Genomic DNA, 24,042 nt, shown 5'->3' with positions numbered 1-24,042 from the left:
CGCAGCGGACAACTGAACGATTATGTCATACGTCGCGCGCGAACGACGAAACGACCGACGATGCGGCAGCCTTCGCCTCGTCGCTCGAGGGGCCGGGCTCGGGAACGAAGACGGCCTTGCGGTAGTAGGCGAGCTCGCGGATGGATTCGAGGATGTCGGCGAGGGCGCGGTGGCCGCCGTTCTTGGCCGGGGCGTTGAAGTAGGCGCGCGGATACCAGCGGCGCGAGAGTTCTTTGATGCTCGACACGTCGACGTTGCGGTAGTGCAGCCAACGGTCGACCCGCGGCATGTACTTCGCGAGGAACATCCGGTCGGTGCCGATGGTGTTGCCCGCGAGCGGTGCCTTGCCCTCGAGCGGTGCGAAGCGCTGGATGTACTCGAGCGCCTGGAATTCGGCATCCGCGAGGCTCACACCGTTCGGGATCTCGTCGAGCAGACCCGACGAGCGGTGCATCTCGGTGACGAACTCGCCCATGTTCGCCAGGGCCGAATCGTCGGGCTTGATGACGATCTGGAAACCCGGGTCGAGCACGTTCAGCTCGAAGTCGGTCACGACGATCGCGATCTCGACGAGCTCGTCGACGGCGAGATCGAGGCCCGTCATCTCGCAGTCGATCCACACGAGCCGGTCGTTCTCAGATGCGCCTACCATCCCTTCAGTCTAGTGAGGGGGTCGGTCGCCATCTCGGTCCCCCAGGCACGATTCGAACGTGCGACCGGCGGATTAGAAGGCCGCTGCTCTATCCACTGAGCTACTGGGGGTCGGGGTCCAGGATATCGGTGACCGCGCACGGCGTGGTCGACCCCCTGGCGGGCCGCCGCCCGCGGGCGTACTCTCCGGCCAGGTCGAACGAAAGGAGAAAACATGTCTGAGACGACGACGCGACGACTCTGGGTCGCCCACGGGCCGAACGGCGTGGTCGGCAAGATCCAGCAGGATGCCGAGGGCTATGCCGTGCACATGGCGGGCAAGGACGAGCGTCTCGGGGTCTATCCCACGATGGCGATCGCCAAGAACGCCCTGCACTCGCACCTGAGGCCGGGGAGCGACCGACCCGAATTCCGGGAGCACTGACCACCGCTCGTCACACCCGGGCCGCGCGACGAGGACGTCGCTGCGGCTCGGGTGCGGCCAAGAGCGGCAGCGCCACGTGCACGAGGGGTCCGATGCCGAGCGCGAAGACGACCGTCCCGATCCCGACGGTGCCGCCGAGCAGCCACCCCGCGACGAGCACCGTGCCCTCGACGCCGAGGCGGCACGCCCAGATCGGCCATCCGAAGCGGGCGTGCAGGCCCGTCATGAGACCGTCGCGCGGCCCGGGGCCGAAGTGCGCACCGATGTACAGGCCGGATGCCACCGCCACCGTGACGACGCCGGCGCCCAGCATCGCGGCTTGCCACAGGAGGGAGTGCGGGTGGGGAAGTACTCCGAGAGCGAGCTGCATGCTCGTGCCGACGAGGAGGATGTTCGCGATCGTGCCGACCCCGGGCCGTTGGTGGAGCGGGATCCACAGCAGCAGCACACCGAGGCCCACGATGTTCGTGATCCAGCCGACGCCCACACCCGTCACGCGCGAGAGTCCCTCGGCGAACACGGTCCACGGGTCGACACCCAGTCCAGCGGCGACGGTCAGGGCGCACCCGAATCCGTAGAGGGCGAGGCCGATGAGAAGACGAAGGATCCTGGATGCCACGGCCAAATCCAATCACGAGATTGGGTGTAGCCAAGAGGTCCAATCGGTCTATTCTGGCCCCATGGACTCCCGGATCTCAGCGCGTGCCCTCGCGCAAGCGCTCGGCGGGTGGCGCGGCCGCGGCCCCGCCTACGAATCGCTGGCGGACGGCATCCGTCTGCTCTGTCTCGACAATCGCATCGCCCCTCGCACGGCGCTTCCGGCGGAGCGCGAGCTTGCGGCGGCGCTGGCCCTCAGCCGCACGACCGTGGCTGCCACCTACCGGAGCTTGCGAGACTCCGGGCACATCGAGAGCCTCCGGGGAAGCGGCAGCGTCACTCTGCCCCTGCGCCGCAACGACCCCGGGGCGGATGACCGCCGCGACGGTGTGATCGACCTGCAGCAGGCGAGTCCACCGGCATGGCCCGGTCTTCCGGCGGTGATCTCGGAGGTGGCGCGGGATGCCGCCGCCCTCGTCGCCCGCACCGGTTACGACGTGGTCGGCGACCCGCATCTGCGCGAGACGATCGCGCAGCGCTATCGCGACCGCGGGCTGCCCACGCGCGCCGACCAGATCCTCGTGACCACCGGTGCGCAGAGTGCGCTCCACCTCATCGCCTCGGTGCTGTTGTCCCGCGCCGATCGGGTGCTGATCGAGACGCCGACCTATCCGCACGGGGCGGACGCCTTCCGTGCCGCGGGCGCGCGGCTCGTCGGTGTTCCGGTGTCGACCGACGACGGATGGGATCTCGATCGCGCCGCGCAGACGTTCGCCCGCGTGCTCCCCGCTCTCGCCTACCTGATGCCGGACTTCCAGAACCCCACGGGCCGCACGATGAGCCCGGGGGAGGTGGACTCCTTCGTCGACGGATCGCAACGAGCGGGCACGTTCCTGGTGCTCGACGAGACGACATCGGAGCTCGACATCGATCGAAGGACGACGGGGACCGCGTTTCCCGACCTCGATCGCGTCATCCGCGTCGGATCCCTCGGCAAGACCGTCTGGGGTGGCCTGCGGGTCGGCTGGGTGCGCGCGCATTCCGACGTCGTTCGCCGTCTGGCGAGCGGCCGACCGGTGCACGACCTCGGTACGCCCGAGTTCGAGCAGGCCGTCGCCGCCCGCCTCATCGGTCGGTTGGACGAGATCAGTGCGCAGCGCGCCGACGTGCTGCGCGGCGGACGCGATGCGCTCGTCGGCACGCTCGCGAGCGCGTTCCCCGAGTGGGACGTCCCGTCCGTGAACGGCGGCGTCTCGCTGTGGGTCGGTATCGGTGAGCCGGTGAGTACCCCCTTGGTGATGAACGCGCGCGCCCGCGGTCTGCTGCTGTCGGCCGGCTCGCGGTTCGCCGTCGACGGCGGCCACGACCGTCGGCTCCGGATCCCGTTCACCGCCGCGCCGCACACGCTCGAACGAGCCGTCGCGGTCCTCCGCGCCGCGTGGGAGGACGTGAGGGGAGCGACGGCGGGCGCGGCGCTCGACGACCTGACGGCGGTGGTCTGACGTCCTGCGCCGCGGTAGGCGCGGGGCTCGGTCGGCCCCGGGGACGCGCCGAGCATGCACCGCCGTCCCGCCCGATCACCGGGCGTAGCGGAGGCAGTCCAGGGCATCGGCGGCCGACCAGAACTCACCGAGCCGACGGAACCGCCCGGTCGCGCCGTGGAACCGCTCGGCCGCATAGCGCCAGCCGCCGTCGGCGGCGATCGCACGGACGTGGCCCACGACGACGCCGCGCGGATCGGCGATGCGCCACAGGCCGACGGCGACGTGCGTCGCCGCGCCCCACCCGGCCGGGCGCGGCGCCGGTGCGAGGTCGTTCCACAGTGCGGTGCTCATGCCCTCACGGTACGAGGGGCCTCCGACATCGCCTCCGCCCCCGAGGTCGCCGCTCGCCGGAGGCCCGTCGTGGGGGGATCGGGTGCGAATCCTCCCCAGGTCGGCGACCGCGCGAGTTCTCCACGGAAGTGCTGTTCCGGCCCACGCCGCCCGGTCGAGCCCGGTCATCCTGGCGGTGGCTCCGGCATCCGTCGGGCACGCGGATGCCGGAGCGCACACCTACGAGAGGACACCATCATGAGCGACCACATCACCCTCGTCGGCAACGTCGTGGGCGACCCCGAAGAGCGGGCCACGCGGGGCGGTGATCCGATCGCCGCGTTCCGCCTGGCGGTGAGCGAACGCCGATTCGACCGCGAACGCGGACAGTGGGTCGACGGGCACACCAACTACTACTCCGTCTCGGTCTTCGGAGAACTGGGGCGCAACGCGCTCGCGTCCCTCCGCAAGGGGGAGCGGGTGATCGTCGCCGGACGACTCCGGTTGCGGGAATGGGAGACCGAGGCGAAGCGCGGCGTGAGCGCCGACATCACCGCCGATGCGATCGGCCACGACTTGCGCTGGGGCAGCTCCGTCTTCACGCGCGGCTCCCGCGCACAGACCGGTGGGGAACCCGACGAGGGGGCGACGTCCGCGGCCGACGGTGATGCGTGGGCGGTGCCGGGCGAGTCGCCGGCTGATCCGAGGGACGGCTCGACGACACCGGATCCCGACGATGCCCGCGCGACACCGGCACTGGTGGATGCCGGCGATCCGACACCGTTCTGAGCGGGACGAGGGGCGCGCGGCCTGTCCGTAGACTCGGGCGGGTGATCCGCCTGAACCGACGACCGGCCGCACTGCTGGCTCTGGCTGCGGCCCTGGCGCTGGCGGGGTGCACGCCCGTCACGCCGGAGGCCGCCCCCACCGTCACGGCCCCCTCGGCGTCGGCCCCGACGGCGTCGTCTTCCGCGCCGCCCGTCGCTCCGTCGTTCGTCGCGGACGGCTCGGCCGCCGAAAATCTCCCGCTGTTCACCCAGGTCGTCCGGACCGTGTGGGCGGGCCCGGACCGCGCCGCGGGCCGCGCCTACGTCGATGCGCTCGTGGCCGCCGGCTTCGAGAAGGCCGCCATGCAGGTCACGGCCGATCAGACCACGATCGGCAACGCCGCCGAGAGCATCGAGTTCTCGGTCCGGTGGCAGGACGACTGCCTCGTCGGACAGGTCGGACCCTCGATCGGCGATCCGGTCGCCGCCGTCCTGCCGGGGCTCACCGCGGGGGGATGCCTCATCGGACAGACGCGCGCCATCGATTGGTGACCGGCTCGTCGATCTTGCGCCGATGTGCGATCGCGGGCGCGGTGCGCGCCGACGGTCGGCGTTCAGGGTGTCGTTGCTAGGCTGGAGGGGACTTCTGCGCGCCCGGGCGCTCCGCTGAGATTCGACTCCGCGGCCCCGGGAGGGCGCGGCCCTCATCCCCGATCGAAGGTGGTACTCCTCGATGGCCGAATACATCTACTCCATGGTCCGCGCCCGCAAGGCCGTGGGCGACAAGCTCATCCTCGACGACGTCACGATGTCGTTCCTGCCCGGCGCCAAGATCGGCATGGTCGGCCCGAACGGTGCGGGTAAGTCCACGATCCTCAAGATCATGGCCGGCCTCGACACGCCGTCCAACGGCGAGGCGCGGCTGAGCCCGGGCTTCACGGTGGGCATCCTCATGCAGGAGCCCGAGCTCGACGACAGCAAGACGGTGCTCGAGAACATCCAGGACGGCGTCGCGATCAAGCCGAAGCTCGATCGCTTCAACGAGATCTCCGCGCTCATGGCCGACCCCGACGCCGACTTCGACGCGCTGCTCGCCGAGATGGGCACCCTGCAGGAAGAGATCGACGCCGCCGACGGGTGGGACCTCGACTCCCAGCTCGAGCAGGCGATGGACGCCCTGCGCACCCCGCCGGCCGACGCCTCCGTCGTGCCGCTCTCCGGTGGTGAGCGCCGCCGCGTCGCCCTCGCGAAGCTGCTGCTGCAGAAGCCCGACCTGCTGCTGCTCGACGAGCCCACCAACCACCTCGACGCCGAGAGCGTGCTCTGGCTCGAGCAGCACCTCAAGGCCTACAAGGGCGCTGTCATCGCCATCACCCACGACCGGTACTTCCTCGACAACGTCGCGGAGTGGATCGCCGAGGTCGACCGCGGGCACCTGTACCCTTACGAGGGCAACTACTCGACCTACCTCGAGAAGAAGGGCCAGCGCCTCGACGTCCAGGGCAAGAAGGACGCCAAGCTCGCCAAGCGCCTCAAAGAAGAACTCGAGTGGGTGCGCTCCAACGCCAAGGGCCGCCAGGTCAAGTCGAAGGCCCGCCTCGCGCGCTACGAAGAGATGGCCGCAGAGGCCGAGCGCACGCGCAAGTTGGACTTCGACGAGATCCAGATCCCCGCGGGTCCGCGCCTCGGCAGCATCGTGATCGACGCCAAGAAGCTCGAGAAGAGCTTCGGCGACCGCTCGCTCATCAGCAACCTGAGCTTCAACCTTCCCCCCAACGGCATCGTCGGCGTCATCGGCCCCAACGGTGTCGGAAAGACGACGCTGTTCAAGACGATCGTGGGTCTCGAGCCGCTCAACGGCGGCACGCTGAAGATCGGCGAGACCGTCAAGATCAGCTACGTCGACCAGTCGCGCGCGAACATCGACCCCGAGAAGACGCTGTGGGAGGTCGTGTCCGACGGGCTCGACATCATCACGGTCGGAAAGACCGAGATCCCTTCGCGCGCGTACGTGTCGAAGTTCGGATTTAAGGGACCCGACCAGCAGAAGAAGGCCGGCGTGCTCTCGGGTGGTGAGCGCAACCGCCTGAACCTCGCGCTGACGCTCAAAGAGGGCGGCAACCTGCTGCTCCTCGACGAGCCGACCAACGATCTCGACGTCGAGACCCTCAGCTCGCTCGAGAACGCCCTGCTGGAGTTCCCCGGATGCGCCGTGGTCATCACGCACGACCGGTGGTTCCTCGACCGCATCGCGACGCACATCCTCGCCTACGAGGGCACCGAGGAGCACCCCGACCAGTGGCACTGGTTCGAGGGCAACTTCGAGGCGTACGAGGCCAACAAGATCGAGCGTCTCGGGCAGGATGCCGCCAACCCGTCGCGTTCGACCTACCGCAAGCTCACGCGTGACTGAGTCCCGCGAAGAGGCCCGGGGAGCGGCGGAGACCGCTCCCCGGCGCCTCCACGTGCCGATCCCGCTGCGGTGGGGCGATCTCGACGCGCTCGGGCACGTCAACAACACCTCGATGCTCAAACTCCTCGAAGAGGCGCGTCTGCGCGCCTTCTGGCGCGGCGACGACGACGGCGACCCGCTGCCGACGGCGGTATTCGACATGGACGTGCTCGAGAGCGGAGGAGAGCGGGCGACCCTCATCGCTCGGCAAGAGATCGAGTACCTGCGCCCGGTGCCGTACAGCCAGCGGCCGCTCGACGTGCGCCTCTGGATCGGTGCCATGGGCGGTTCCAGCGCCGACATCTGCTTCGAAGTCTTCAGCCCGATCGGCGTCGAAGATCCCGTGCTCTACGCGCGGGCGACCGCGGTCGTCGTGCTCGTCGACACGGCGAGCGGACGTCCGATTCGGTGGACCGAGACCGAACGCCGCGCCTGGGCTCCGTACGTGGGCGCCCCCATCGAGTACCGCCGCCGCGCCGCGGGGCGCTGACCGCACTCGAACCCCCGGTCGGCGCGGTTACTCCTGCGGCACCCGCACCATGACCTCTTGCGCGACGCTCGCGAGCAGGATGCCGTCCCGGGTGTAGATCCGTCCGGTCGAGAGTCCGCGCCCGCCGCGCGCGTTCGGCGACTCCTGGACGTACAGCAGCCAGTCGTCGGCCCGGCCGGGGCGATGCCACCACATCGCGTGGTCCAGGCTCGCCACCCGCAAGCCCGGCGCGTTCCACGGCACCCCGTGGCCGCGCAGGATGGGCTCCTGGATCGTGAGATCGCTCAGGTACGCCAAGGCGGCGCGGTGGATCGCGGGATCGTCGGGGAGCGTGCGCCGGGTGCGCATCCACACCGCCTGTCGGGGAACGTGCGGGCCCTCGACAGAGGTGTAGACCGGCGAGGGCACGTGCAGCACGTCCACGGGACGCTCCGAGAATATGCGTCGGCTCATCGGGTGGAGGGCGTCGTCGTCGATCGGCGGCAGATCCTCGGGCTGCGGAACGCCCTCGGGCATGGGCTCCGCGTGCTCGAGACCGGGACCGTCGTCCTGGAACGACGCGATCATCGAGAAGATCGGCACGCCCGCCTGAAAGGCCTGGGTCCGCCGGGTCGAGAAAGACCGTCCGTCGTGGATGCGGTCGACCGAGAACGTGATCCCGTCGGACGGGTCGCCCGGGCGCAGGAAGTAGCCGTGCATGGAGTGCACGGTGCGCTCCGGCGGCAGCGTCCGCGAGGCCGCGACGACGGACTGCGCGAGCACTTGACCGCCGTAGACGCGGCCGAACGGCATGGGCTGAGATACGCCGGTGAAGATGTCCTCGGTGGTCCGTGCGCCCGCGTCGCGGAGATCGAGCACCGCGAGCAACGAGGCGACGGGGTCGATGGCGTCGGTCACGCTCACTCCCGTTCCGGCACAGAGCTCTGCGCCTCTTGATAGTTTAGGGCGGGTGTCCGCGCGCCTGTTGTTCCCCGACCCGCAGGCGTCAGCCGACCTGCTGACCTTCGCCTCCCGCGCCGTCCGACTCGGCGACGGATCCGTCCGTCTTCGCGCCGAAGGCGGTGTGCTCGTGACCACGGCGGCGCCGCTCGCCCCACGGGGACTCCTGGATGCCACGCCCACGGTGCTCGGCATCCGGGTGTCCGCCGTCGACCCGGAGCTGGAGTGCGACCTGGTGGTGGAGGCATCAGCGCTCCGGCTCGCGCCGGACGACGCCTCCGCGGTCGTGCTCCCCGAGATCGCGAGCGCGCCGGCGTGGGCCGGCGTCTCCCCACCGCGCGGTGGATGGGAGCCGGCCGATGCGATCGACAGCGCGGTCCTGGCCGCGCGCGCACAATACGGGATCGCCGCCGTCGCCGACGCGCTTCCCGCCGACCCCGGCGAGGACGTCGTCCGGACGGTACGCGCGCAGATCTGGGGCCAGGCGGACGAGGCGCTGGGGGGTCTGCCGCTCGGCACGGCCTTCGCGGCGTACGCTCTGGGCTTCATCGCGGGCGCCGAGCAGGCTGTGCTCCGCACGAGCGGGGTGTGGACGCGGGTGACGCTCGGCCGCGGGCATGTCCTCGTGCGCGGGCCGGTGCGTTCGGGACTCACCGCGGTCCGGGCGACGGGGCGCTGACCCAGCGACCTCATAGGCGCCGTCGGTACCGTCGAAACCACGCAAGGGGAGTATTCCTCGACGGCGTCCCCGTCATCACGAGCCCACGGTTGGGCTCCGGGGGCACCGGTTCCTCGGAACGGAAGAGACCTTGACGTCGCGGCAGCCTGCCGCCCGTCGAGAGGTGTCCCCGTGTCGAAGTTCTCCCGTCTGTTCGATCTCGCTTCCCGTGCCGTGGACAAGGCCTCCACGTCGCGGCCCGCGTCGTCGACCGGCTCCGGTGGAGGCACGGACTGGCGAGATCTGGTCCGTACCGCCGCGGGTGCCGTCACCGGTGATCGCCGTGACGCTCCCGCGGCATCCTCCGCCACCCCCGTGGCACCGGGGCACGGGTATGCACCGCCCGCGGCCGAGGCCGCGGCGCTGAGGTCCGAGGACCGCGCCGCAATCGCCCGCTACGACTACCTCCTGCGTACGGCCGACCCCGATCAGGTGGAACGTCTGCACCGCGACGCATTCGAGCGCCTGTCCCCGGCGCAGCGCGCGCACGTGCGGGGACGCATGGATGCCGAGTTCGCACCGCACGAGCGTCCCCGCAGCGACGCGCCCGCCGACCTCGCCCGCGCGGCGGGCCGTGCGGAGGCGCAGCGCCCCGGCCGGATGTCGGCGCTGCTGGCGCGAGCGGGCCGTGGCGGACTCGTCGGGGCCGGCGTGATCGGCGCGGGTGGACTGCTCGCCGCCGTGGCCGGCGGAGCGATCGTGAGCGCGGTCGCGGCACCCCTTTTGGCTCAGGCGATGAACGCGGGCGTCGACTTCGCCGGGCTCGCGGAAGGGCTCGACGTCGAGGCTCTGGCATCCGGGCTCAGAGCCGACGCGTTCGGCGACGTCGCCGGGGGAGCGCAGGACGCCCTCTCGGGAGCCGGCGAGGGGCTCAGCGGTATCGGCGAGCAGATCTCGGGCTTCGATCTGCCGGGCCTGGGCGACTTCTTCGGTCGCTGAGACGAGGCAGGGCGGAGGTCAGCCGACCGGGGCGCCACCGTCCTGCCGGGGCGTCTCCGCCGCCCTCACGGGCAGCCCGGTGGCGGGGCGTCCGCCCTGCACCGGACCGATGCCGCGCGGCTCGAACGTGTTGACCATGGCGCGCGCGGCACGTTCGAGGTAGTCCCACAGCGGTGCCTCGAGTGCCGGGGGGAGGGCGATCTCGTCCACCGCCGCGCGCATGTGGCGCAGCCACCGGTCGCGGGCGTCCGGGTCGACGTGGAACGGCATGTGCCGCATCCGCAGGCGCGGGTGCCCGCGCTTCTCGCTGTACTCCGACGGGCCGCCCCAATACTGCGCCAGGAAGAGGGTCAGCCGGTCTGCCGCAGGGCCGAGGTCCTCTTCCGGGTACATCGGCTTGAGGACTTCGTCGCCGGCGACGCCCCGGTAGAACGCATCGACCAGTCGGCGGAACGTCTCCATGCCGCCGGCCTGCTCGTAGAAGGTGATCGGTTCGCTCACGCGGGTGCTCCGTCGTCATCGGCCCGCACGGCGGGAGGGGTGGGCTTGACCACGTCGTCGGCGGCGGGAGGTGCGGCCGGACCGGTCGAGGCTTCGGCGGCGGGGACCGCGTCCGTCGTGGCCGGCCGGGGCTTCTTCGGGCGCGGCTGCGCCTTCTCGGCCGCGATCTCGGCGGCGACGGCGTCCTGATCCAGGACGGTGTCGGACACCGCGAGCTTGCGGCGCCGGGGGCGCCACACCGGGCGCTCCGTCGCCGTGGTGACCGGCGTCGGCTTCGTCTTGGGCGGGTGGGCGCCGCGCACGCTCTGCGCGCCCTCGGCGCCGGTCAGGACGATCGAGTTCAGCTGCGGGAGCGTCAGACCCATCGCGTCGATCGCGCGCTTCAGCCGCACGCGAAGTTCGCGGGCGACATCGTCCTTCGCGCTCGACCGGGTCTTCATCACGAGCCGGATGACGAGGGCGTCGCCGCTGATGGATTCCAGGCCCCAGATCTCGGGCTGCTCGATGATGCGCGAGCGCCACTTCGTCTCTTTGGCCAGCGCTTTCGCGGCGCCGAGCATCGCCTTCTCGACATCGTCGATGTCCGCATCCGTGGGGACGGCGAGATCGATGATGACGCGCGACCACCCCTGCGACATGTTGCCGATCCGCGTGATCTCGCCGTTGCGGACGTACCAGAGAGTGCCGTTGACATCGCGGACGTGGGTGATGCGCACGCTGACGAACTCCACGATGCCGGTGGCCAGCCCCAGATCGACGACATCGCCGATGCCGATCTGGTCCTCGGCGACGATGAAGATCCCGTTGAGCACGTCCTTGACGATGTTCTGAGCGCCGAAGCCGAGTCCCGCACCCACCGCCGCGGTGAGCAGGGTGAGGGATGCCAGGGCGTTGGGAGCGACGATCCCGGCGATCCACACGAGGGCGACCACGACGAGGACGACGTTGACGATGTTCTGCAGGATCGTGCCGAGCGTGCGGGTGCGCTGCACGAGGCGGACGGCGCTGAGGGGGGAGCGGTCGAGGGCTTGCGTGTCATCGACCCGCGCTTTGCTCTTGGCTCCGTTGACGATGCGGTCCACCACGCGCCGGATGATGACGCGGAGCACCCAGGCAGCCACGATCACGCCGATGATGATCCCGAGGATCCGCAGCACGGTGCCGCCGAACTCGAGCAGGCGGTCGCCGATCCACGCCCACGTCGACGGGTCGGCCAGGTCGGAGGGCGAGGTCGGGCTGGGGGAGGGCTCTGGTGCGGAGGCGAGAACAGACATCGGGTTCATGCTAACGAGGGATGCCTCGGTGCCCGCTGAGCACCGAGGCATCCCTCACTGATCCGACGTCACGCGTCGCGGCGCTGCAGCAGCACCGTGCCGATGCCGACGAGTCCGACGACCCAGGCGACGAGTGTCAACGCCGGGACAAGGATGTCCGCGGTGGGAATCGCCGTCAGCGTCGACCCCGCCGAGACCGGGAGATAGCGTCCGAGATCGACGAGCCACTGCCACGACTCCCCGCCGAGTTGGAAGAGGCCCACCGCGATCGGCGCCACGAACAGCACTCCGACGGTCGCCGCGATCGCTCCGGCCCCGTTGCGGACGATCAGCCCGAACCCGGTGCCGATGAGCGCATAGACGACCATGGCGCAGACACCCAGCACGAGGGGAAGAAGGGACTGCGCCGGATCCGACCAGACCACGGCGGTGGACGCCGTGGGAATCGTGACCGCGAGACCGATCAGGTAGGTCAGGACGGTCGCCGCTCCCACGACCAGGGCGATCGCGACGGCCTTGGCCAGCGCGGCCTGCCCGCGCCGCGGGGTCGCGGTCATCGTCGAGCGGATCATGCCGGTGGCGTACTCACCCGTGACGGCGATCGCGCCCAGCACGCCGGCCACGAGCATCGTGAACTGGGCCGACACGAGGACCCCGAAGATCGGATTACCGCCCTCTGCGGCCGACATGTAGAGGAACGCGATGGCCACCGTCAGGGCGGCACCGATTCCCAGGGCCCACCAGGTCGAGCGCACGGTCGTGAGCTTGAGCAGTTCGCTGCGCAGACTGCGGAGGAAGGTCGGCCCGCTGGCGGCCCGGGTGAACGTGGCGCGGCGCGGGGAGGTCAGGGCGGTCATGCGAGTTCCTTCGTCTTGTACTCGATCGCGTCGTCGGTCAGGGCGAGGTAGGCGTCCTCGAGGGAACCGTTGCGCGGGGTCAGTTCGTGCAGGGGGATGCCGTGGCGGGCGGCGAGATCGCCGATGTCGGCGGCGCTCGCCCCCGTGAGGCTGGCCAGCCCGGGCGCGTCGAGGGTCGCGGTGACCCCCGTCGGGGAGAGGACGTCGACGAGACGCGCGAGGTCGGGAGATCGGACGAGGACGGTCTCGGACGTCCACGACCGCACGAGGTCGTTCAACGGTGCGTCGGCCAGGACCGCGCCACGACCGAGGACGATGACATGGTCGGCCGTCTGGGCCATCTCGCTCATGAGGTGGCTGGACAGCAGCACGGTGCGTCCCTCGGCAGCCAGGTGACGGACGAACTCGCGCACCCAGCGCACGCCCTCGGGGTCGAGGCCGTTGACGGGCTCGTCGAGGATGAGGGTGTGGGGGTCGCCGAGCAGCGCCGCGGCGATCCCCAGTCGCTGCCCCATGCCCAGCGAGAAGCCGCCGGCCCGCTTGTCGGCGACCGAGGCGAGGCCGGTGAGGTCGATGACCTCGTCGACACGACGGCGGTCGATGCCCTGCGTGGCCGCCATCACCCGGAGGTGGTTGCGGGCCGAGCGCCCGGTGTGGACGGCCTTGGCGTCCAGCAGCACACCCACCTCGGTGAGGGGAGCCGCGAGGCGGCCGTAGGGGGTGCCGTTGACGGTGACGCTGCCGGCGGTGGGGCGGTCGAGCCCCACGATCATGCGCATCGTGGTCGACTTGCCGGCGCCGTTGGGCCCGAGAAAGCCCGTGACCCGGCCCGGCGGCACGGTGAAGGAGACGTCGGACACGGCCGTGCGTGTGCCGTAGCGCTTGGTGAGGTGGTCTGCGACGATCATGTGTCCAGGCTAGGAATCACCCCCACACCGGCGCGTCCCCCGCACGGCTGATCTCTGACCCGTATGTACATCTCCAGACGTACGTACGCCCCCTCCCGCCGGAGCGGGAAGGGGGCGTACGGGGACTCGACCTACTGCGCGTCGCGCTCCTGCACCGCGAGCGCGCGCTCGACGCCCGCGAGGTTCTCGCTCACCAGGCGGCGCAGCGCCGGCGCCGCGTCGGAGTGCGACGAGAGCCAGGCGCGGGTGGCGTCACGCAGCGCGCGGTTCGCCAGGGCCGCGGGGTACAGCCCCACGATGAGGTACTGCGCGATCTGGTAGCTGCGGCTCTCCCAGATCGGCAGCAGCATCGCGAAGTACGGCTCGACGAAATCGGCCAGCACGTCGACCGTGGCCGGGTGGGTGAAGCCGAGAGCGGCCGCGCGCACGATCGTGTTCGGGGCGTCCGCCCGATCGATGAGCGAGCTCCACGCTTCCTGCTTCGCCTCGTGGGAGGGCAGGGCGGCCCGGGCCTGGGCCGCGAACTCGCCGCCCTTGGCCGTGTTGTCGGCCGCGCGCGCCGCGTCGATGTCGGCCGCGGTGACGGATCCGCCCGCGGCGAGGGCCACGAGGAGCTGCCACGACAGGTCGGTGTCGATCTCGAGACCCTCGAGCACGGTCTCACCGTCGCGCAGCGCCCGGACGGTCTCGACGTGGGCGGGCGTGGCCGCGGCCGACGCGAAGGCCGTCACGAACTGCAGCTGGCTGTCGCTGCCGGACTCGGCAGCCTGGGCCAGCTCCCACAGCCCGTCGGCGACCCGCTCACGGGCCTCCGCGCGCTTCCCGGGGGCGACGTAGCTGTTGGCGGCGAGCTGCAGCTGGGCGAGGGTCGTGCGGACGGTGGTCGACTCCGTCTCGGCGCCGATGTTGCGCAGCACCAGATCGATGTAGTCGGTCGCCGAGGACTCGGCATCCCGGGTCTGGTCCCATGCGGCGCCCCAGACGAGCGAGCGAGCCAGCGGGTCGGCGATGTCCTTCAGGTGCGCGATCGCCGTGGCCAGCGACCGCTCGTCGAGACGGATCTTCGCGTAAGCGAGATCGTCGTCGTTCAGGAGCACGAGGTCGGGACGACGGATGCCGCGCAGCTCGGGCACCTCGGTGCGGTCACCGTCCACGTCGAGCTCGGCGCGGTGCACGCGCTCGAGGCGACCGGACCGGTCGAGCGAGTAGAACCCGACCGCGAGGCGGTGCGGACGGATCGTCGGGTAGTCCGACGGTGCCGTCTGCACGATCGCGAAGCGCGTGATCGACCCGTGCTCGTCCTGCTCGATAAGGGGGGAGAGGGTGTTGACGCCCGCCGTCTCGAGCCACTTCTTCGCCCAGTCGCCGAGGTCGCGGCCGCTCGTGGCCTCGAGCTCGGCGAGGAGGTCGCCGACCTCGGTGTTCGACCACTGGTGCTTCTGGAAGTACGCGGCGACACCGGCGAAGAACTGCTCGATGCCGACCCACGCGGCCAGCTGCTTGAGAACCGACCCGCCCTTGGCGTACGTGATGCCGTCGAAGTTGACCTGGACGTCTTCGAGGTCGGTGATCTCGGCGACGACGGGGTGCGTCGAGGGGAGCTGGTCCTGGCGATAGGCCCAGGTCTTCTCCATCGCGTTGAAGGTCGTCCATGCGGCCTTCCACTCGGTGGCCTCGGCGGTCGCGATCGTCGACGCCCACTCGGCGAACGACTCGTTCAGCCACAGGTCGTTCCACCACTTCATGGTCACGAGGTCGCCGAACCACATGTGCGCCAGCTCGTGCAGGATCGTCACGACGCGGCGTTCCTTGACGGCATCCGTGACCTTGCTCCGGAAGACGTACGTCTCGGTGAACGTGACGGCGCCGGCGTTCTCCATCGCGCCTGCGTTGAACTCCGGCACGAAGAGCTGGTCGTACTTGGCGAAGGGGTAGGGGAAGCCGAACTTCTCCTCGAAGTACGCGAAGCCCTGACGGGTCTTGTCGAAGACGTAATCGGCATCCAGGTACTGCCACAGGCTCTTGCGGGCGTAGACGCCGAGCGGGATGACGCGGCCGTCGGCGCTCGTGAGTTCCGAGAATGTGGATTCGTACGGGCCCGCGACGAGCGCGGTGATGTACGAGGAGATGCGGGGCGTGGGCGGGAACTCCCACCGTGCCGCGCCGTCGCCGAGCTCGACCGGCTCGGGAGTGGGGGAGTTGGAGACGACCTTCCACGCGGCGGGAGCGGTCACGGTGAAGGTGAACGCGGCCTTGAGGTCGGGCTGCTCGAACACCGTGAAGACACGCCGCGAATCGGGCACCTCGAACTGCGAGTAGAGGTACACCTCGCCGTCGACGGGGTCGACGAAGCGGTGCAGGCCCTCGCCGGTGTTGGTGTACTCGCAGTCGGCGTCGACGACGAGCTCGTTCGTGGCCTCGAGTCCGTCCAGCGCGATGCGCGAGTCGGCGAACGCGGCGGCGGGGTCGATCGTGCGACCGTTCAGGGTCACCGAGTTGACCGTGCGGGCGATCAGGTCGATGAAGGTCGAAGCGCCCTCGGCCGCGGCGAAGCGGACGGTCGTGACCGAACCGAAGACCTCGTCGCCCCGCGTCAGGTCGAGGTGCACGTCGTACTCGTGCGTGTCGACGATCGCGCGGCGCTCCTGCGCTTCGATGCGGGTGAGGTTCTCTCCTGGCACTGGCGTTCTCCCGTGGATGAGGGTGGATCGTCGCGGATGACGCTGCTGGCGCCGACGACAACCGTATAAGCCTACTGTCGAGACATCCCACGGTCGGGCTCACCGCGTAGGTGGAAAGATGTGGGGGTGAGCACGATCGATACGGACACCAGCCCCGAGACCGTCCTGTACGCGTCTCCCGCCGCGGCATCCGGACCCAAATGGGTCGAGACGCCCGTGGCGTACGACGCCATCCTCCTCGCCGGCTTCGGCGGTCCCGAGGGACAGGACGACGTCATCCCGTTCCTGCGCAACGTCACGCGCGGGCGCGGCATCCCCGATGAGCGCCTCGAAGAGGTCGCTCACCACTACCGTCACTTCGGCGGAGTGAGCCCCATCAATCAGCACAACCGCGAGCTGAAGGCGGCGCTGGAGGCCGAGATCGCGCGGCGTGGGCTGAACCTGCCGGTCTACTGGGGCAACCGCAACTGGGCGCCGTACCTCGAAGAGGCCGTCACCGAGGCGGCCGAGGCCGGCGACACGACGCTCCTGGCGATCGCGACGAGCGCCTACAGCTCCTTCTCGAGCTGCCGCCAGTACCGCGAGGACTACGCCCGCGTGCTGGAGGCCACCGGACTCGGCGAGACCGTCACGATCGACAAGGTCCGCCAGTTCTTCGACCACCCCGGCTTCGTCTCGGCCTTCGTCGAGGGCGTGAAGGATGCCGTGTCGGCGTACGTCGCCGACGGCATCGCCGCCGAGAAGATCCGGGTGCTGTTCTCGACCCACTCGATCCCGACCGCCGACGCGCAGCGCTCCGGCCCGCGGGACGTCGACTTCGGCGAAGGCGGCGCCTACGAGGCTCAGCACAAGGCCGTCGCCGCGTACGTCATGGCCGAGGTCGCCGCCTCGGTGGCCGACGTCGAGTGGGAGCTGGTGTACCAGTCCCGCTCCGGCCCGGCCTCGCAGCCGTGGCTCGAGCCGGACGTCAACGACGTCATCGCGGAGCTCCCCGGTCGCGGAGCCGAGGCTGTCGTCATCGTGCCGCTCGGCTTCGTCAGCGACCACATGGAAGTGCTGTGGGACCTCGACACCGAGGCGATGGAGGCGGCCGAAGAAGCCGGCATCCGGGCCGTCCGCACGCCGACCCCGGGCGTCGACCCGGCGTACGTGTCGGGTCTGGTCGACCTCGTCGAGGAGCGCCTGGCGGGCACGCCGAAGTCCGAGCGCCCCCACGTCACCGATCTCGGTCCCTGGTACGACGTGTGCCGCCCGGGCTGCTGCGAGAACATCCGCGCCGGCTTCAAGCCGGTCGCTGCGGGCCTGCGCCCCTGACTCGACCGAAGCCGCCCGGTGTCCGCACCGGGCGGCTTCGTCGTGTGCGGCCGGGGTGTCCGAAGCTCTCAATAAGATGAGCGCATGCGCATTCACATCGGCACCGATCACGCCGGTCTCGAGTTCTCCACCCAGCTGCAGCACCACTTGGCCTCGCAGGGCCACGAGGTCGTCGATCACGGACCGATCGAGTACGACCCGCTCGACGACTACCCGGCCTTCTGCATCCGCGCCGCTCAAGCGGTCGTGCGCGACCACGCCGACGGCGTCGAGACTCTGGGCGTGGTGTTCGGCGGCTCCGGCAACGGCGAGCAGATCGCGGCGAACAAGGTGCCGGGTGTGCGAGCCGCGCTCGTCTGGAGCATCGCGACGGCCGAGCTCGCGCGCGAACACAACGACGCGAACGTGATTGCGATCGGCGCCCGTCAACACACGTTCGATGAGGCCGTCTCCTTCATCGACCGCTTCATCGCAACGCCGTTCTCGGGCGAAGAGCGCCACGCGCGCCGAATCGCACAACTCGCCGCCTTCGAGCAGGACGGCATTCTGCTGCCCGACCCGCGCGAGGGGCGTGCGACGCCCGACGTCCTCGACGCGAGCGACTCCTTCGACCCCGAGGCAGGCTGATGCCCGAAGGGCATTCCGTCCACCGCATCGCGCGCCAGTTCGATCGCAACATCGTGGGCCGCACGGTGGCGGCATCCAGCCCGCAGGGCCGCTTCGTCGAGGGCGCTTCGGTCATCGACGGCCGCGAGGCCCTCGAGGTCCGCGCGGTCGGCAAGCAGATGTTCCTGCGTTTCGACGGCGACGTGTGGTTGCGCGTGCACCTCGGCATGTACGGAGCGTGGGACTTCTCCGGAGAGGTCGCGGTCGACGCGACGATTGCCGCGGCCAACGGTCGCATGGGCCAGACCAATCAGCGCGGCACACTCCTCGACACGCCGATCCTGGATGCCGCCGGCGAGAACTCGCTCACCTCGATCGGTGCTCCGCGCCGCACCCGCGTGCGCATGTCGGAGCAGACCATGGGGCTCGAGGAGCAGACCGAGTGGCCGCCGCCGGTCGTGGGCGCGGTGCGTCTGCGCTTGCTGACCGAGGCGACGTGCGCCGACCTGCGCGGACCGACGACGTGCGCGCTGCAGACGCCCGACGAGGTCGCCGCGACGATCGCCAAGCTCGGCCCCGACCCGCTCGTCGACGACCTCGCCGAAGGGGAAGAGCGGTTCGTCGCGACCGTGCGCCGCAAGCCCACCGCGATCGGCCTGCTCCTGATGGACCAGGCGGTCGTCAGCGGCATCGGCAACGTGTACCGCGCCGAGATCCTCTTCCGCGCACGCCAGAACCCCCACACCCCGGGCCGTGACGTTCCCGAAGACACGGTGCGCGAGATCTGGCACGACTGGGTGCGGCTCTTGGCGATCGGCGTCGAGACCGGCCAGATGATGACGATGGACGACCTCGATCCCGAGGCGTACCGTCGCGCGATGGCGCGTCGCGACGACCGCCACTGGGTGTACCACCGTGCCGGCCTGCCGTGCCGGGTCTGCGGCACGACGGTACTGATGGAAGAGGCGGCGGGACGCAAGCTGTACTGGTGCCCGAGCTGCCAGGCGTGAGCGTTCTAGGCTGATCCGGTGCGTCAGAATCCGAGCTTCGTGATGACCGACGTCGGGGAGATCCGGCGTCTCATCGACCGCCATCCGTGGGTCACCCTCGTCTCCTCCGGGGCGGATGGGCTGGTGGCGTCTCACTACGCCGTCCTGCTCGACGAGGACCGTGACGATCTGACGATCGTCGGCCACGTCGGCAAGCCGGACGACGTGATCCTCGGTCTCGGCGAGAACGAACTTCTCGTCGTGGTCCAGGGCCCTCATGGCTACGTGTCCCCGCAGTGGTACGGCGATGTGGCGGCGGTGCCGACGTGGAACTTCGTCTCGGCCCACTTGAGTGGCATCCCGGAGCTTCTCTCGCCCGATGAGAACCTGCGCACCCTCGATCGGCTGGTCGCGCGCTTCGAGGGCGATGGCGACGACGCGCGGGGCCTCTACCGCGCGCCGAACGACGCCGGGTTCGTGGAGCGCCTGGAGCGCGGCACCGTCGGTTTCCGCCTGACCCCGACGCGCGTGACGGCCAAGCGCAAGCTCAGCCAGAACCGGTCCGCCGAGGTCGTGGACACGATCATCGACGGTCTCGGCGGGGCACCCTACGCCAATCCGGAACTCGCCGCCGAGATGCGCCGCGCAGCCGACGCGCGTCCGCGCGCATGATCGGCGAGACCGCGGGGTTCCTCCGCGCCGTGCGCGTCGCGGGCCCGGGCCGGGAGTTCCTGCCGACGCCCGATGAGCCCGTCGATCTCGTCATCCTCGGCGGACGCATCGTCGACATCGCTCCCACCGGCAACCTTCGTCCGCGCGGGCATGTCGTCGAGGGGGCGGGCGGCTGGCTCCTCCCGGGGCTGTGGGACCACCACGTCCACGTCCTGCAGTGGGCGCTGTCGGCAGACCGCATCGCCCTGGGTGACACCACGTCGGCACGGGAGGCCGCCGGAGTCATGGGGCGCGTCCCCGCCGTGGACGGGCGGCGCGTGGGGGTGGGCTTCCGCGACGGGCTCTGGGACGACGTTCCGACCCTCGAGCTCTTGGATGCCACCACCGGCGAGGTTCCGACGTACCTCGTCAACGCCGACGTTCACAGCGTGTGGCTCAACTCAGCGGCGTTCCGTCGCGAGGGCTTCGAGCCCCCGGCATCCGGAATGCTCCGTGAAGAAGATGCCTTCGAGATCTCCCGGCGGATCAACGCCGTCGACCCCGAGATCGCCGACCGGGCCGTCGAGCGGATGGCGCGGGCTGCCGCTGCGCGGGGGGTCGTGGGGCTCGTCGATCTCGACATGACGTGGAACGACGAAGCCTGGCAGCGCCGGGCGGCGCGGGGGTTCGACGCGCTGCGCGTGTCGTACGGCACGTATCCGGAGCATCTCGACCGGGCCATCGCGGAAGGCCTGCGCACGGGCGACCCCGTGCGCGGTGCGGCGCACGACCTCGTGCGCGTGGGCCCGCTCAAGGCGATCACCGACGGATCGCTCGGCACGCGCACCGCGGCGTGCGCGCACCACTACCCGGGCGACGTGCACAACCACGGGCTTCTCACGATCCCTCCCGATGAACTCGTCGATCTCATGACCCGCGCGACGGCCGCGGGCCTGGAATGTGCGATCCACGCGATCGGCGACCTCGCCAACGCCTACGCCCTCGACGCCTACGCCCGCACCGGTGCCGTCGGCACGATCGAGCACGCGCAGTTGGTCGCGCACGCGGACATCCCGCGCTTCGCCCGGCTGGGGGTCGCGGCGAGCGTCCAACCCGAGCACGCGCTCGACGATCGGGACATGACGGATGCCATCTGGGCCGAGCAGTCCGCTCAGGCCTACCCGCTGCGGGCCCTCGCCGACAGCGGGGCCAATCTCCGCTTCGGCTCCGATGCTCCGGTGTCGCCGCTCGACCCGTGGGCCGCGATCGCCTCGGCGGTCTTCCGTACCCGCGATGGGCGCGACGCCTGGCAGCCGCACGAGCGGATCGACATCGACACCGCGATCGCGGCATCCACGGTCGGCGGTTCGACGGCGCCGGCGGAGATCGCCCCCGGCGCATCAGCTGACCTCGTGATCGTCGACGCCGACCCGCGCGCGGCCGACGAGGCGGGCCTCCGCGCGATGCCGGTGCGCACGACGCTCCTCGCGGGTCGCGTCACGCACACGTCCTGACCCGCCGGCGCGTGAGGGGTCGATTTCTGTCGCCTCCGGGCGACTCAGGCGACAGAAATTGACTCCTCACCCCGCGGAACGGCGAAGGGGGCGGTGCCGAAGCACCGCCCCCTTTCAAAAAGAGCTCAGGCCGCGAGGTGTGCGAAGAGGAACCAGCGGTCCTTGTCGAGGCCGCGCTTGATCTCGATCGCGACGTCCTGGCTCGAGAGGTCCGTCTCGTCGAGGCCGTCGATGGCGGTCTGGATGTCGACAAGGACGGCGTCGATGTCGGCGATGACGGCCTGGATGACCACGTCGGACTGCGCGAAACCGGCGGGGACGGCGGTCTGCTTCGCCTTGGCGGCGACGGTGGAGAGGCGCGCGTCGATCGGCAGACCCAGGGCGACGATCCGCTCGGCGGCGAGGTCGGCCCAGTCCTGCGCGTGAGCGACGACCGTGTCGAGCAGCTCGTGCACGCCGATGAAGTTCGAGCCGCGGACGTGCCAGTGGGCCTGCTTGCCGTTGACGACGAGGGCCTCGAGGCCGAGGACGATCGGGGACAGGAACTGCGCGGTGCTGGAGGCCATGGTCGAGTCGACGGTGGTGGCGGCGGGCGTCTGAACGGTGCTCATGAGATCTCCTCGGGTTCTGCGGAAGTCGTGTTGACAGCAACGCTACTCACACGCGAACATTCCGCAAGCAAGATGAGGCTCGGCTAAATCCCTGGTGGCGAGGCAATCCTCGCCTTACCTGGCGGTAGTGTCACAGCATGACGATCGCCTCGGATGCCACGGTCCTCGCTCTCCCCGACGCCGCCCCGACGGTCCACGAGACCGCGTTCGTGGCATCCGGTGCCCGGGTCGTGGGAGAAGTGACACTGCGCGAGGGATCGAGCGTCTGGTACAACGCCGTCGTTCGCGGGGACAGTGCCGCGATCGTGCTCGGTCCGCGGAGCAATCTGCAGGACAACGTGTCGGTCCACGTCGACCGCGGACGCCCCGTCACCATCGGCGCCGACGTGTCGGTGGGGCACAATGCCGTCGTCCACGGGTGCACGATCGGCGACGGCAGCCTCATCGGGATGGGGAGTGTGGTGCTGTCGGGCGCCGAGATCGGCCCCGGATGCCTCGTCGCCGGGGGAGCGGTAGTACTCGAGGGCTCGGTCATTCCGGAGGGTTCCCTGGTCGCGGGTGTGCCAGCGAAGGTGCGGCGCGCGCTGACCGCCGAGGAGCGGGAGGGGATTCTGCGGAACGCCGAGACGTACCTCGCGCACGCGGAGCGGCACGCGAGGGCGGCGCCGGTGAAATGAGACCCGCTTTTCACCTCGGCGCGGTCACTTCCTCGACATAGACCGGTTCGATGCCGACGGCGATGTTCGATGTGCCCGGCCCCAATTCGGCGAGGACATCACCCGTATAGGAACGCACGATCGTGCGGTGGTCCGTCGCCGTGGTGATGGGGACATCCTGTGTCGCGGTGTCGTTGTCCGCGAACGGTGCGTTCTTCCACATCAGTCGACGCGTGCCACCGGCTTCATTTGTGAAGGTCATCTCGGAGACGTCCGCACCGACTGAGGCCGCGGACGAGAATCTGTATCCGTCGAGATGGCGGATGAAGAAGCTCATCGCGGCCGCCGCGGGTTTGGGCTGATACGCGCTGACGCCTGCGGTCGGCTGACGGTAAAGACCGAAGTTCGCCTCTGGCTCCCGGGGATCCGTTCCGTCATCGAGTGCCGCATACCAGACCGTCTGCGCGACGGCGGGGATCGACTTCATCGTCGCGTATATCTTGACCAATCCCGCTCCCGCTTGTTCCGCGTTGAGAACGCGGCTCACGTTACCCAGAGGCGGGCTCACGGTTGTGTTCGTCAGCCCGACCTCGCTGACGATGATCGGCTTGGATTTGCCGGCATTGTGTTGACGGATGAGCCTGTCCAACCCGCCGATGCCCTTGCGGAGGTCGTCGATGTTCGCTGCATATCCGTGCGTCGAGATGACGTCGGCGTAGGCGAGACCGCCGGCGTCGATGAAGTCGGCGAACCAGGTCATCGGGATACCTGCGGTGTTCCCGCGACGATCTTCACCGACGGATGCTCAGGCTTGACTCCCTGCCACACAGCCTTCACGAGGTCGGCATAGCAAGCGCCCGATTGGCAGCCGCTGGTGTTGCGCCGCGGTCGATTGAACTCGTTCCACACTTCGACCTTGTCGACCGTCGGGTTCGCATCGAGGACGGTATTGATGTATTTGACGAAAGCGTCTTTACCTTCTGCCGTTGTCGGAGGCGACATCGGACCGCTCATATCCCCGCCGTAGGCGCGCGGATTGCCGTAGCTGGCTACGAACATCATGTGCAGATCGTTCGCTTGGGCGGCGTCCGACAAATTCTCGGCGAAATCTGGGACGGAGTACTCCCCGGCGACGCGCTCGACGCTGGTCCAGGTGGTCTCGTCGCGGATCTCATTGATGCCGAGTGCGGTGACCAACGGGATGGTCGGTGTGAGCGGCCAGGTTGATTCCACGTATGTCTGCTTGCCCCAGTGCGTGGCGACAGCGAAGAACGGAGAGGGTGTGCCAGGGGCTCGGCCCGACACCAAAAAGTGCGCGGAGACTTTATCGTGACCGTTGTTGATCTCGAATGCGTAGTAGCCCGTGTCCACTATCCGAGGAACGATGTCGGTGGATGGAACTTCGTCGTCCGTTCCTGAGTCGACGACCGTCCCCGCATGATTCGTCACGGTCCAGCGGAGCTGGCCGCCCTCGTTGTGAACGCGGAGCCGTACGTCGTCCGGGGAGGTGAAAGTCAGGGACGGTGCATCTATCCTCAGCGCTCTCTGGTTGTCGCCGCGGAACATCACGCCCGAGCCCAAGACCAGGATTCCGACGACCACGACGATCATGAGCGCAAGGCCGACGGCAGGAAGTTCTGCGCGCCGGGCGTGTCGAAATTTCACCGCCTTGATCATCACCGGAAACAG

The 24,042-nt window shown here is 69.8% G+C and carries 26 protein-coding genes and 1 tRNA gene; 14 read left to right on the top strand and 13 right to left on the bottom strand.

The features are described 5' to 3' along the window. Nucleotides 1-25: 25 nt before the first annotated feature. Together orn and FE256_RS01030 are read right to left on the bottom strand one after the other, a co-directional pair. On the bottom strand, nt 26-652 hold the full coding sequence (gene orn / locus FE256_RS01035) for an oligoribonuclease (RefSeq protein ID WP_138172371.1): 627 nt from the start codon (nt 650-652) through the stop codon (nt 26-28). Between the two features lie 37 nt (nt 653-689). Further along, a tRNA-Arg gene (locus FE256_RS01030) sits at nt 690-762 on the bottom strand. 103 nt (nt 763-865) lie between these two features. Between FE256_RS01030 and FE256_RS01025 the strand changes: the two genes are divergently transcribed. Further along, the gene (locus FE256_RS01025; protein WP_138172370.1) at nt 866-1,075 is read left to right on the top strand and encodes a methyltransferase; all 210 of its coding nucleotides are present in this window, start codon (nt 866-868) and stop codon (nt 1,073-1,075) included. Between the two features lie 10 nt (nt 1,076-1,085). Here FE256_RS01025 and yczE read toward each other — a convergent pair whose 3' ends face one another. Beyond that, complete coding sequence (yczE, locus tag FE256_RS01020; protein ID WP_138172369.1) at nt 1,086-1,694, bottom strand: membrane protein YczE; 609 nt, start codon at nt 1,692-1,694, stop codon at nt 1,086-1,088. A 61-nt stretch (nt 1,695-1,755) separates the two neighbouring features. Here yczE and yczR point away from each other — a divergent pair, with 61 nt between their 5' ends. Further along, nucleotides 1,756-3,174 carry a MocR-like transcription factor YczR gene (gene yczR, locus FE256_RS01015; RefSeq protein WP_138172368.1) on the top strand — a complete coding sequence of 473 codons (1,419 nt, stop codon included), beginning with the start codon at nt 1,756-1,758 and terminating at the stop codon, nt 3,172-3,174. A 75-nt stretch (nt 3,175-3,249) separates the two neighbouring features. On the opposite strand, the gene FE256_RS17980 is transcribed toward yczR, so the two are convergent. Next, on the bottom strand, nt 3,250-3,507 hold the full coding sequence (locus tag FE256_RS17980) for a hypothetical protein (RefSeq protein ID WP_171024131.1): 258 nt from the start codon (nt 3,505-3,507) through the stop codon (nt 3,250-3,252). 237 nt (nt 3,508-3,744) lie between these two features. On the opposite strand from FE256_RS17980, the gene FE256_RS17975 reads away from it, so the two are divergent. The 4 genes from FE256_RS17975 to FE256_RS00995 all read left to right on the top strand — a co-directional run bounded on the left by FE256_RS17975 (nt 3,745) and on the right by FE256_RS00995 (nt 7,195). Further along, entirely contained in the window at nt 3,745-4,275 is a 531-nt protein-coding gene (locus tag FE256_RS17975) for a single-stranded DNA-binding protein (RefSeq protein WP_171024130.1), read from the top strand. Between the two features lie 41 nt (nt 4,276-4,316). Continuing rightward, nucleotides 4,317-4,805 (top strand): DUF6993 domain-containing protein, encoded by a 489-nt coding sequence (locus tag FE256_RS17970; RefSeq protein ID WP_252370859.1) that lies wholly within the window; start codon nt 4,317-4,319, stop codon nt 4,803-4,805. Nucleotides 4,806-4,986: 181 nt separating this feature from the next. After that, nucleotides 4,987-6,666 (top strand): energy-dependent translational throttle protein EttA, encoded by a 1,680-nt coding sequence (gene ettA / locus FE256_RS01000; RefSeq protein WP_138172366.1) that lies wholly within the window; start codon nt 4,987-4,989, stop codon nt 6,664-6,666. Further along, nucleotides 6,659-7,195: an acyl-CoA thioesterase gene (locus FE256_RS00995; RefSeq protein ID WP_252370858.1), complete on the top strand. Its 537-nt coding sequence runs from the start codon at nt 6,659-6,661 to the stop codon at nt 7,193-7,195. The genes ettA and FE256_RS00995 overlap by 8 nt, the downstream gene beginning before the upstream one ends. Nucleotides 7,196-7,222: 27 nt before the next feature. On the opposite strand, the gene FE256_RS00990 is transcribed toward FE256_RS00995, so the two are convergent. After that, a complete protein-coding gene (locus FE256_RS00990) occupies nt 7,223-8,092 on the bottom strand; it encodes an acyl-CoA thioesterase (protein WP_138172364.1) in 870 nt (289 codons plus the stop codon). Nucleotides 8,093-8,144: 52 nt separating this feature from the next. Here FE256_RS00990 and FE256_RS00985 point away from each other — a divergent pair, with 52 nt between their 5' ends. Both FE256_RS00985 and FE256_RS00980 read left to right on the top strand, forming a co-directional pair. Beyond that, a complete protein-coding gene (locus FE256_RS00985) occupies nt 8,145-8,813 on the top strand; it encodes a DUF8185 domain-containing protein (RefSeq protein WP_138172363.1) in 669 nt (222 codons plus the stop codon). Nucleotides 8,814-8,984: 171 nt separating this feature from the next. Continuing rightward, nucleotides 8,985-9,791, top strand: a complete 807-nt coding sequence (locus FE256_RS00980; RefSeq protein WP_138172362.1) for a cation-transporting ATPase — start codon at nt 8,985-8,987, stop codon at nt 9,789-9,791. An 18-nt stretch (nt 9,792-9,809) separates the two neighbouring features. Here the strand turns inward: FE256_RS00980 and FE256_RS00975 are convergent, their stop codons facing one another. From FE256_RS00975 to pepN, 5 genes are all read right to left on the bottom strand, one after another. Continuing rightward, on the bottom strand, nt 9,810-10,292 hold the full coding sequence (locus tag FE256_RS00975; RefSeq protein ID WP_171024129.1) for a globin: 483 nt from the start codon (nt 10,290-10,292) through the stop codon (nt 9,810-9,812). After that, a complete protein-coding gene (locus FE256_RS00970; RefSeq protein ID WP_138172361.1) occupies nt 10,289-11,566 on the bottom strand; it encodes a mechanosensitive ion channel family protein in 1,278 nt (425 codons plus the stop codon). The genes FE256_RS00975 and FE256_RS00970 overlap by 4 nt, the downstream gene beginning before the upstream one ends. A gap of 68 nt (nt 11,567-11,634) precedes the next feature. Next, nucleotides 11,635-12,423, bottom strand: a complete 789-nt coding sequence (locus FE256_RS00965) for an ABC transporter permease (RefSeq protein ID WP_138172360.1) — start codon at nt 12,421-12,423, stop codon at nt 11,635-11,637. Further along, on the bottom strand, nt 12,420-13,331 hold the full coding sequence (locus FE256_RS00960; protein WP_138172359.1) for an ABC transporter ATP-binding protein: 912 nt from the start codon (nt 13,329-13,331) through the stop codon (nt 12,420-12,422). Before FE256_RS00960 ends, FE256_RS00965 begins: the two co-directional genes overlap by 4 nt. A 131-nt stretch (nt 13,332-13,462) precedes the next feature. Then, the gene (gene pepN / locus FE256_RS00955) at nt 13,463-16,012 is read right to left on the bottom strand and encodes an aminopeptidase N (RefSeq protein WP_138172358.1); all 2,550 of its coding nucleotides are present in this window, start codon (nt 16,010-16,012) and stop codon (nt 13,463-13,465) included. Nucleotides 16,013-16,138: 126 nt separating this feature from the next. Here pepN and FE256_RS00950 point away from each other — a divergent pair, with 126 nt between their 5' ends. From FE256_RS00950 to FE256_RS00930, 5 genes are all read left to right on the top strand, one after another. Next, nucleotides 16,139-17,326 (top strand): ferrochelatase, encoded by a 1,188-nt coding sequence (locus tag FE256_RS00950; protein WP_138172357.1) that lies wholly within the window; start codon nt 16,139-16,141, stop codon nt 17,324-17,326. An 84-nt stretch (nt 17,327-17,410) separates the two neighbouring features. Further along, nucleotides 17,411-17,953 (top strand): ribose-5-phosphate isomerase, encoded by a 543-nt coding sequence (locus tag FE256_RS00945; RefSeq protein ID WP_138172356.1) that lies wholly within the window; start codon nt 17,411-17,413, stop codon nt 17,951-17,953. Next, on the top strand, nt 17,953-18,942 hold the full coding sequence (locus FE256_RS00940; protein ID WP_138172355.1) for an Fpg/Nei family DNA glycosylase: 990 nt from the start codon (nt 17,953-17,955) through the stop codon (nt 18,940-18,942). The genes FE256_RS00945 and FE256_RS00940 overlap by 1 nt, the downstream gene beginning before the upstream one ends. Before the next feature lie 18 nt (nt 18,943-18,960). Then, the gene (locus tag FE256_RS00935) at nt 18,961-19,593 is read left to right on the top strand and encodes an FMN-binding negative transcriptional regulator (RefSeq protein ID WP_171024128.1); all 633 of its coding nucleotides are present in this window, start codon (nt 18,961-18,963) and stop codon (nt 19,591-19,593) included. After that, nucleotides 19,590-21,086: an amidohydrolase gene (locus tag FE256_RS00930; protein ID WP_138172354.1), complete on the top strand. Its 1,497-nt coding sequence runs from the start codon at nt 19,590-19,592 to the stop codon at nt 21,084-21,086. Before FE256_RS00935 ends, FE256_RS00930 begins: the two co-directional genes overlap by 4 nt. A 125-nt stretch (nt 21,087-21,211) precedes the next feature. Here FE256_RS00930 and FE256_RS00925 read toward each other — a convergent pair whose 3' ends face one another. Beyond that, entirely contained in the window at nt 21,212-21,697 is a 486-nt protein-coding gene (locus FE256_RS00925) for a Dps family protein (protein ID WP_138172353.1), read from the bottom strand. A 137-nt stretch (nt 21,698-21,834) separates the two neighbouring features. Here FE256_RS00925 and FE256_RS00920 point away from each other — a divergent pair, with 137 nt between their 5' ends. Next, on the top strand, nt 21,835-22,374 hold the full coding sequence (locus FE256_RS00920) for a gamma carbonic anhydrase family protein (protein ID WP_138172352.1): 540 nt from the start codon (nt 21,835-21,837) through the stop codon (nt 22,372-22,374). 10 nt (nt 22,375-22,384) lie between these two features. Here FE256_RS00920 and FE256_RS00915 read toward each other — a convergent pair whose 3' ends face one another. Next, a complete protein-coding gene (locus tag FE256_RS00915; protein ID WP_138172351.1) occupies nt 22,385-23,113 on the bottom strand; it encodes a hypothetical protein in 729 nt (242 codons plus the stop codon). After that, the gene (locus FE256_RS00910; protein ID WP_138172350.1) at nt 23,110-24,030 is read right to left on the bottom strand and encodes a hypothetical protein; all 921 of its coding nucleotides are present in this window, start codon (nt 24,028-24,030) and stop codon (nt 23,110-23,112) included. Before FE256_RS00910 ends, FE256_RS00915 begins: the two co-directional genes overlap by 4 nt. Nucleotides 24,031-24,042 lie beyond the last annotated feature (12 nt).

Source organism: Microbacterium sp. 5K110 (assembly GCF_005774735.1).
GTDB lineage: Bacteria > Actinomycetota > Actinomycetes > Actinomycetales > Microbacteriaceae > Microbacterium.
The sequence above is the reverse complement of the archived record's forward strand: the minus strand, read 5'-3'. Positions and strand labels throughout refer to the sequence as shown.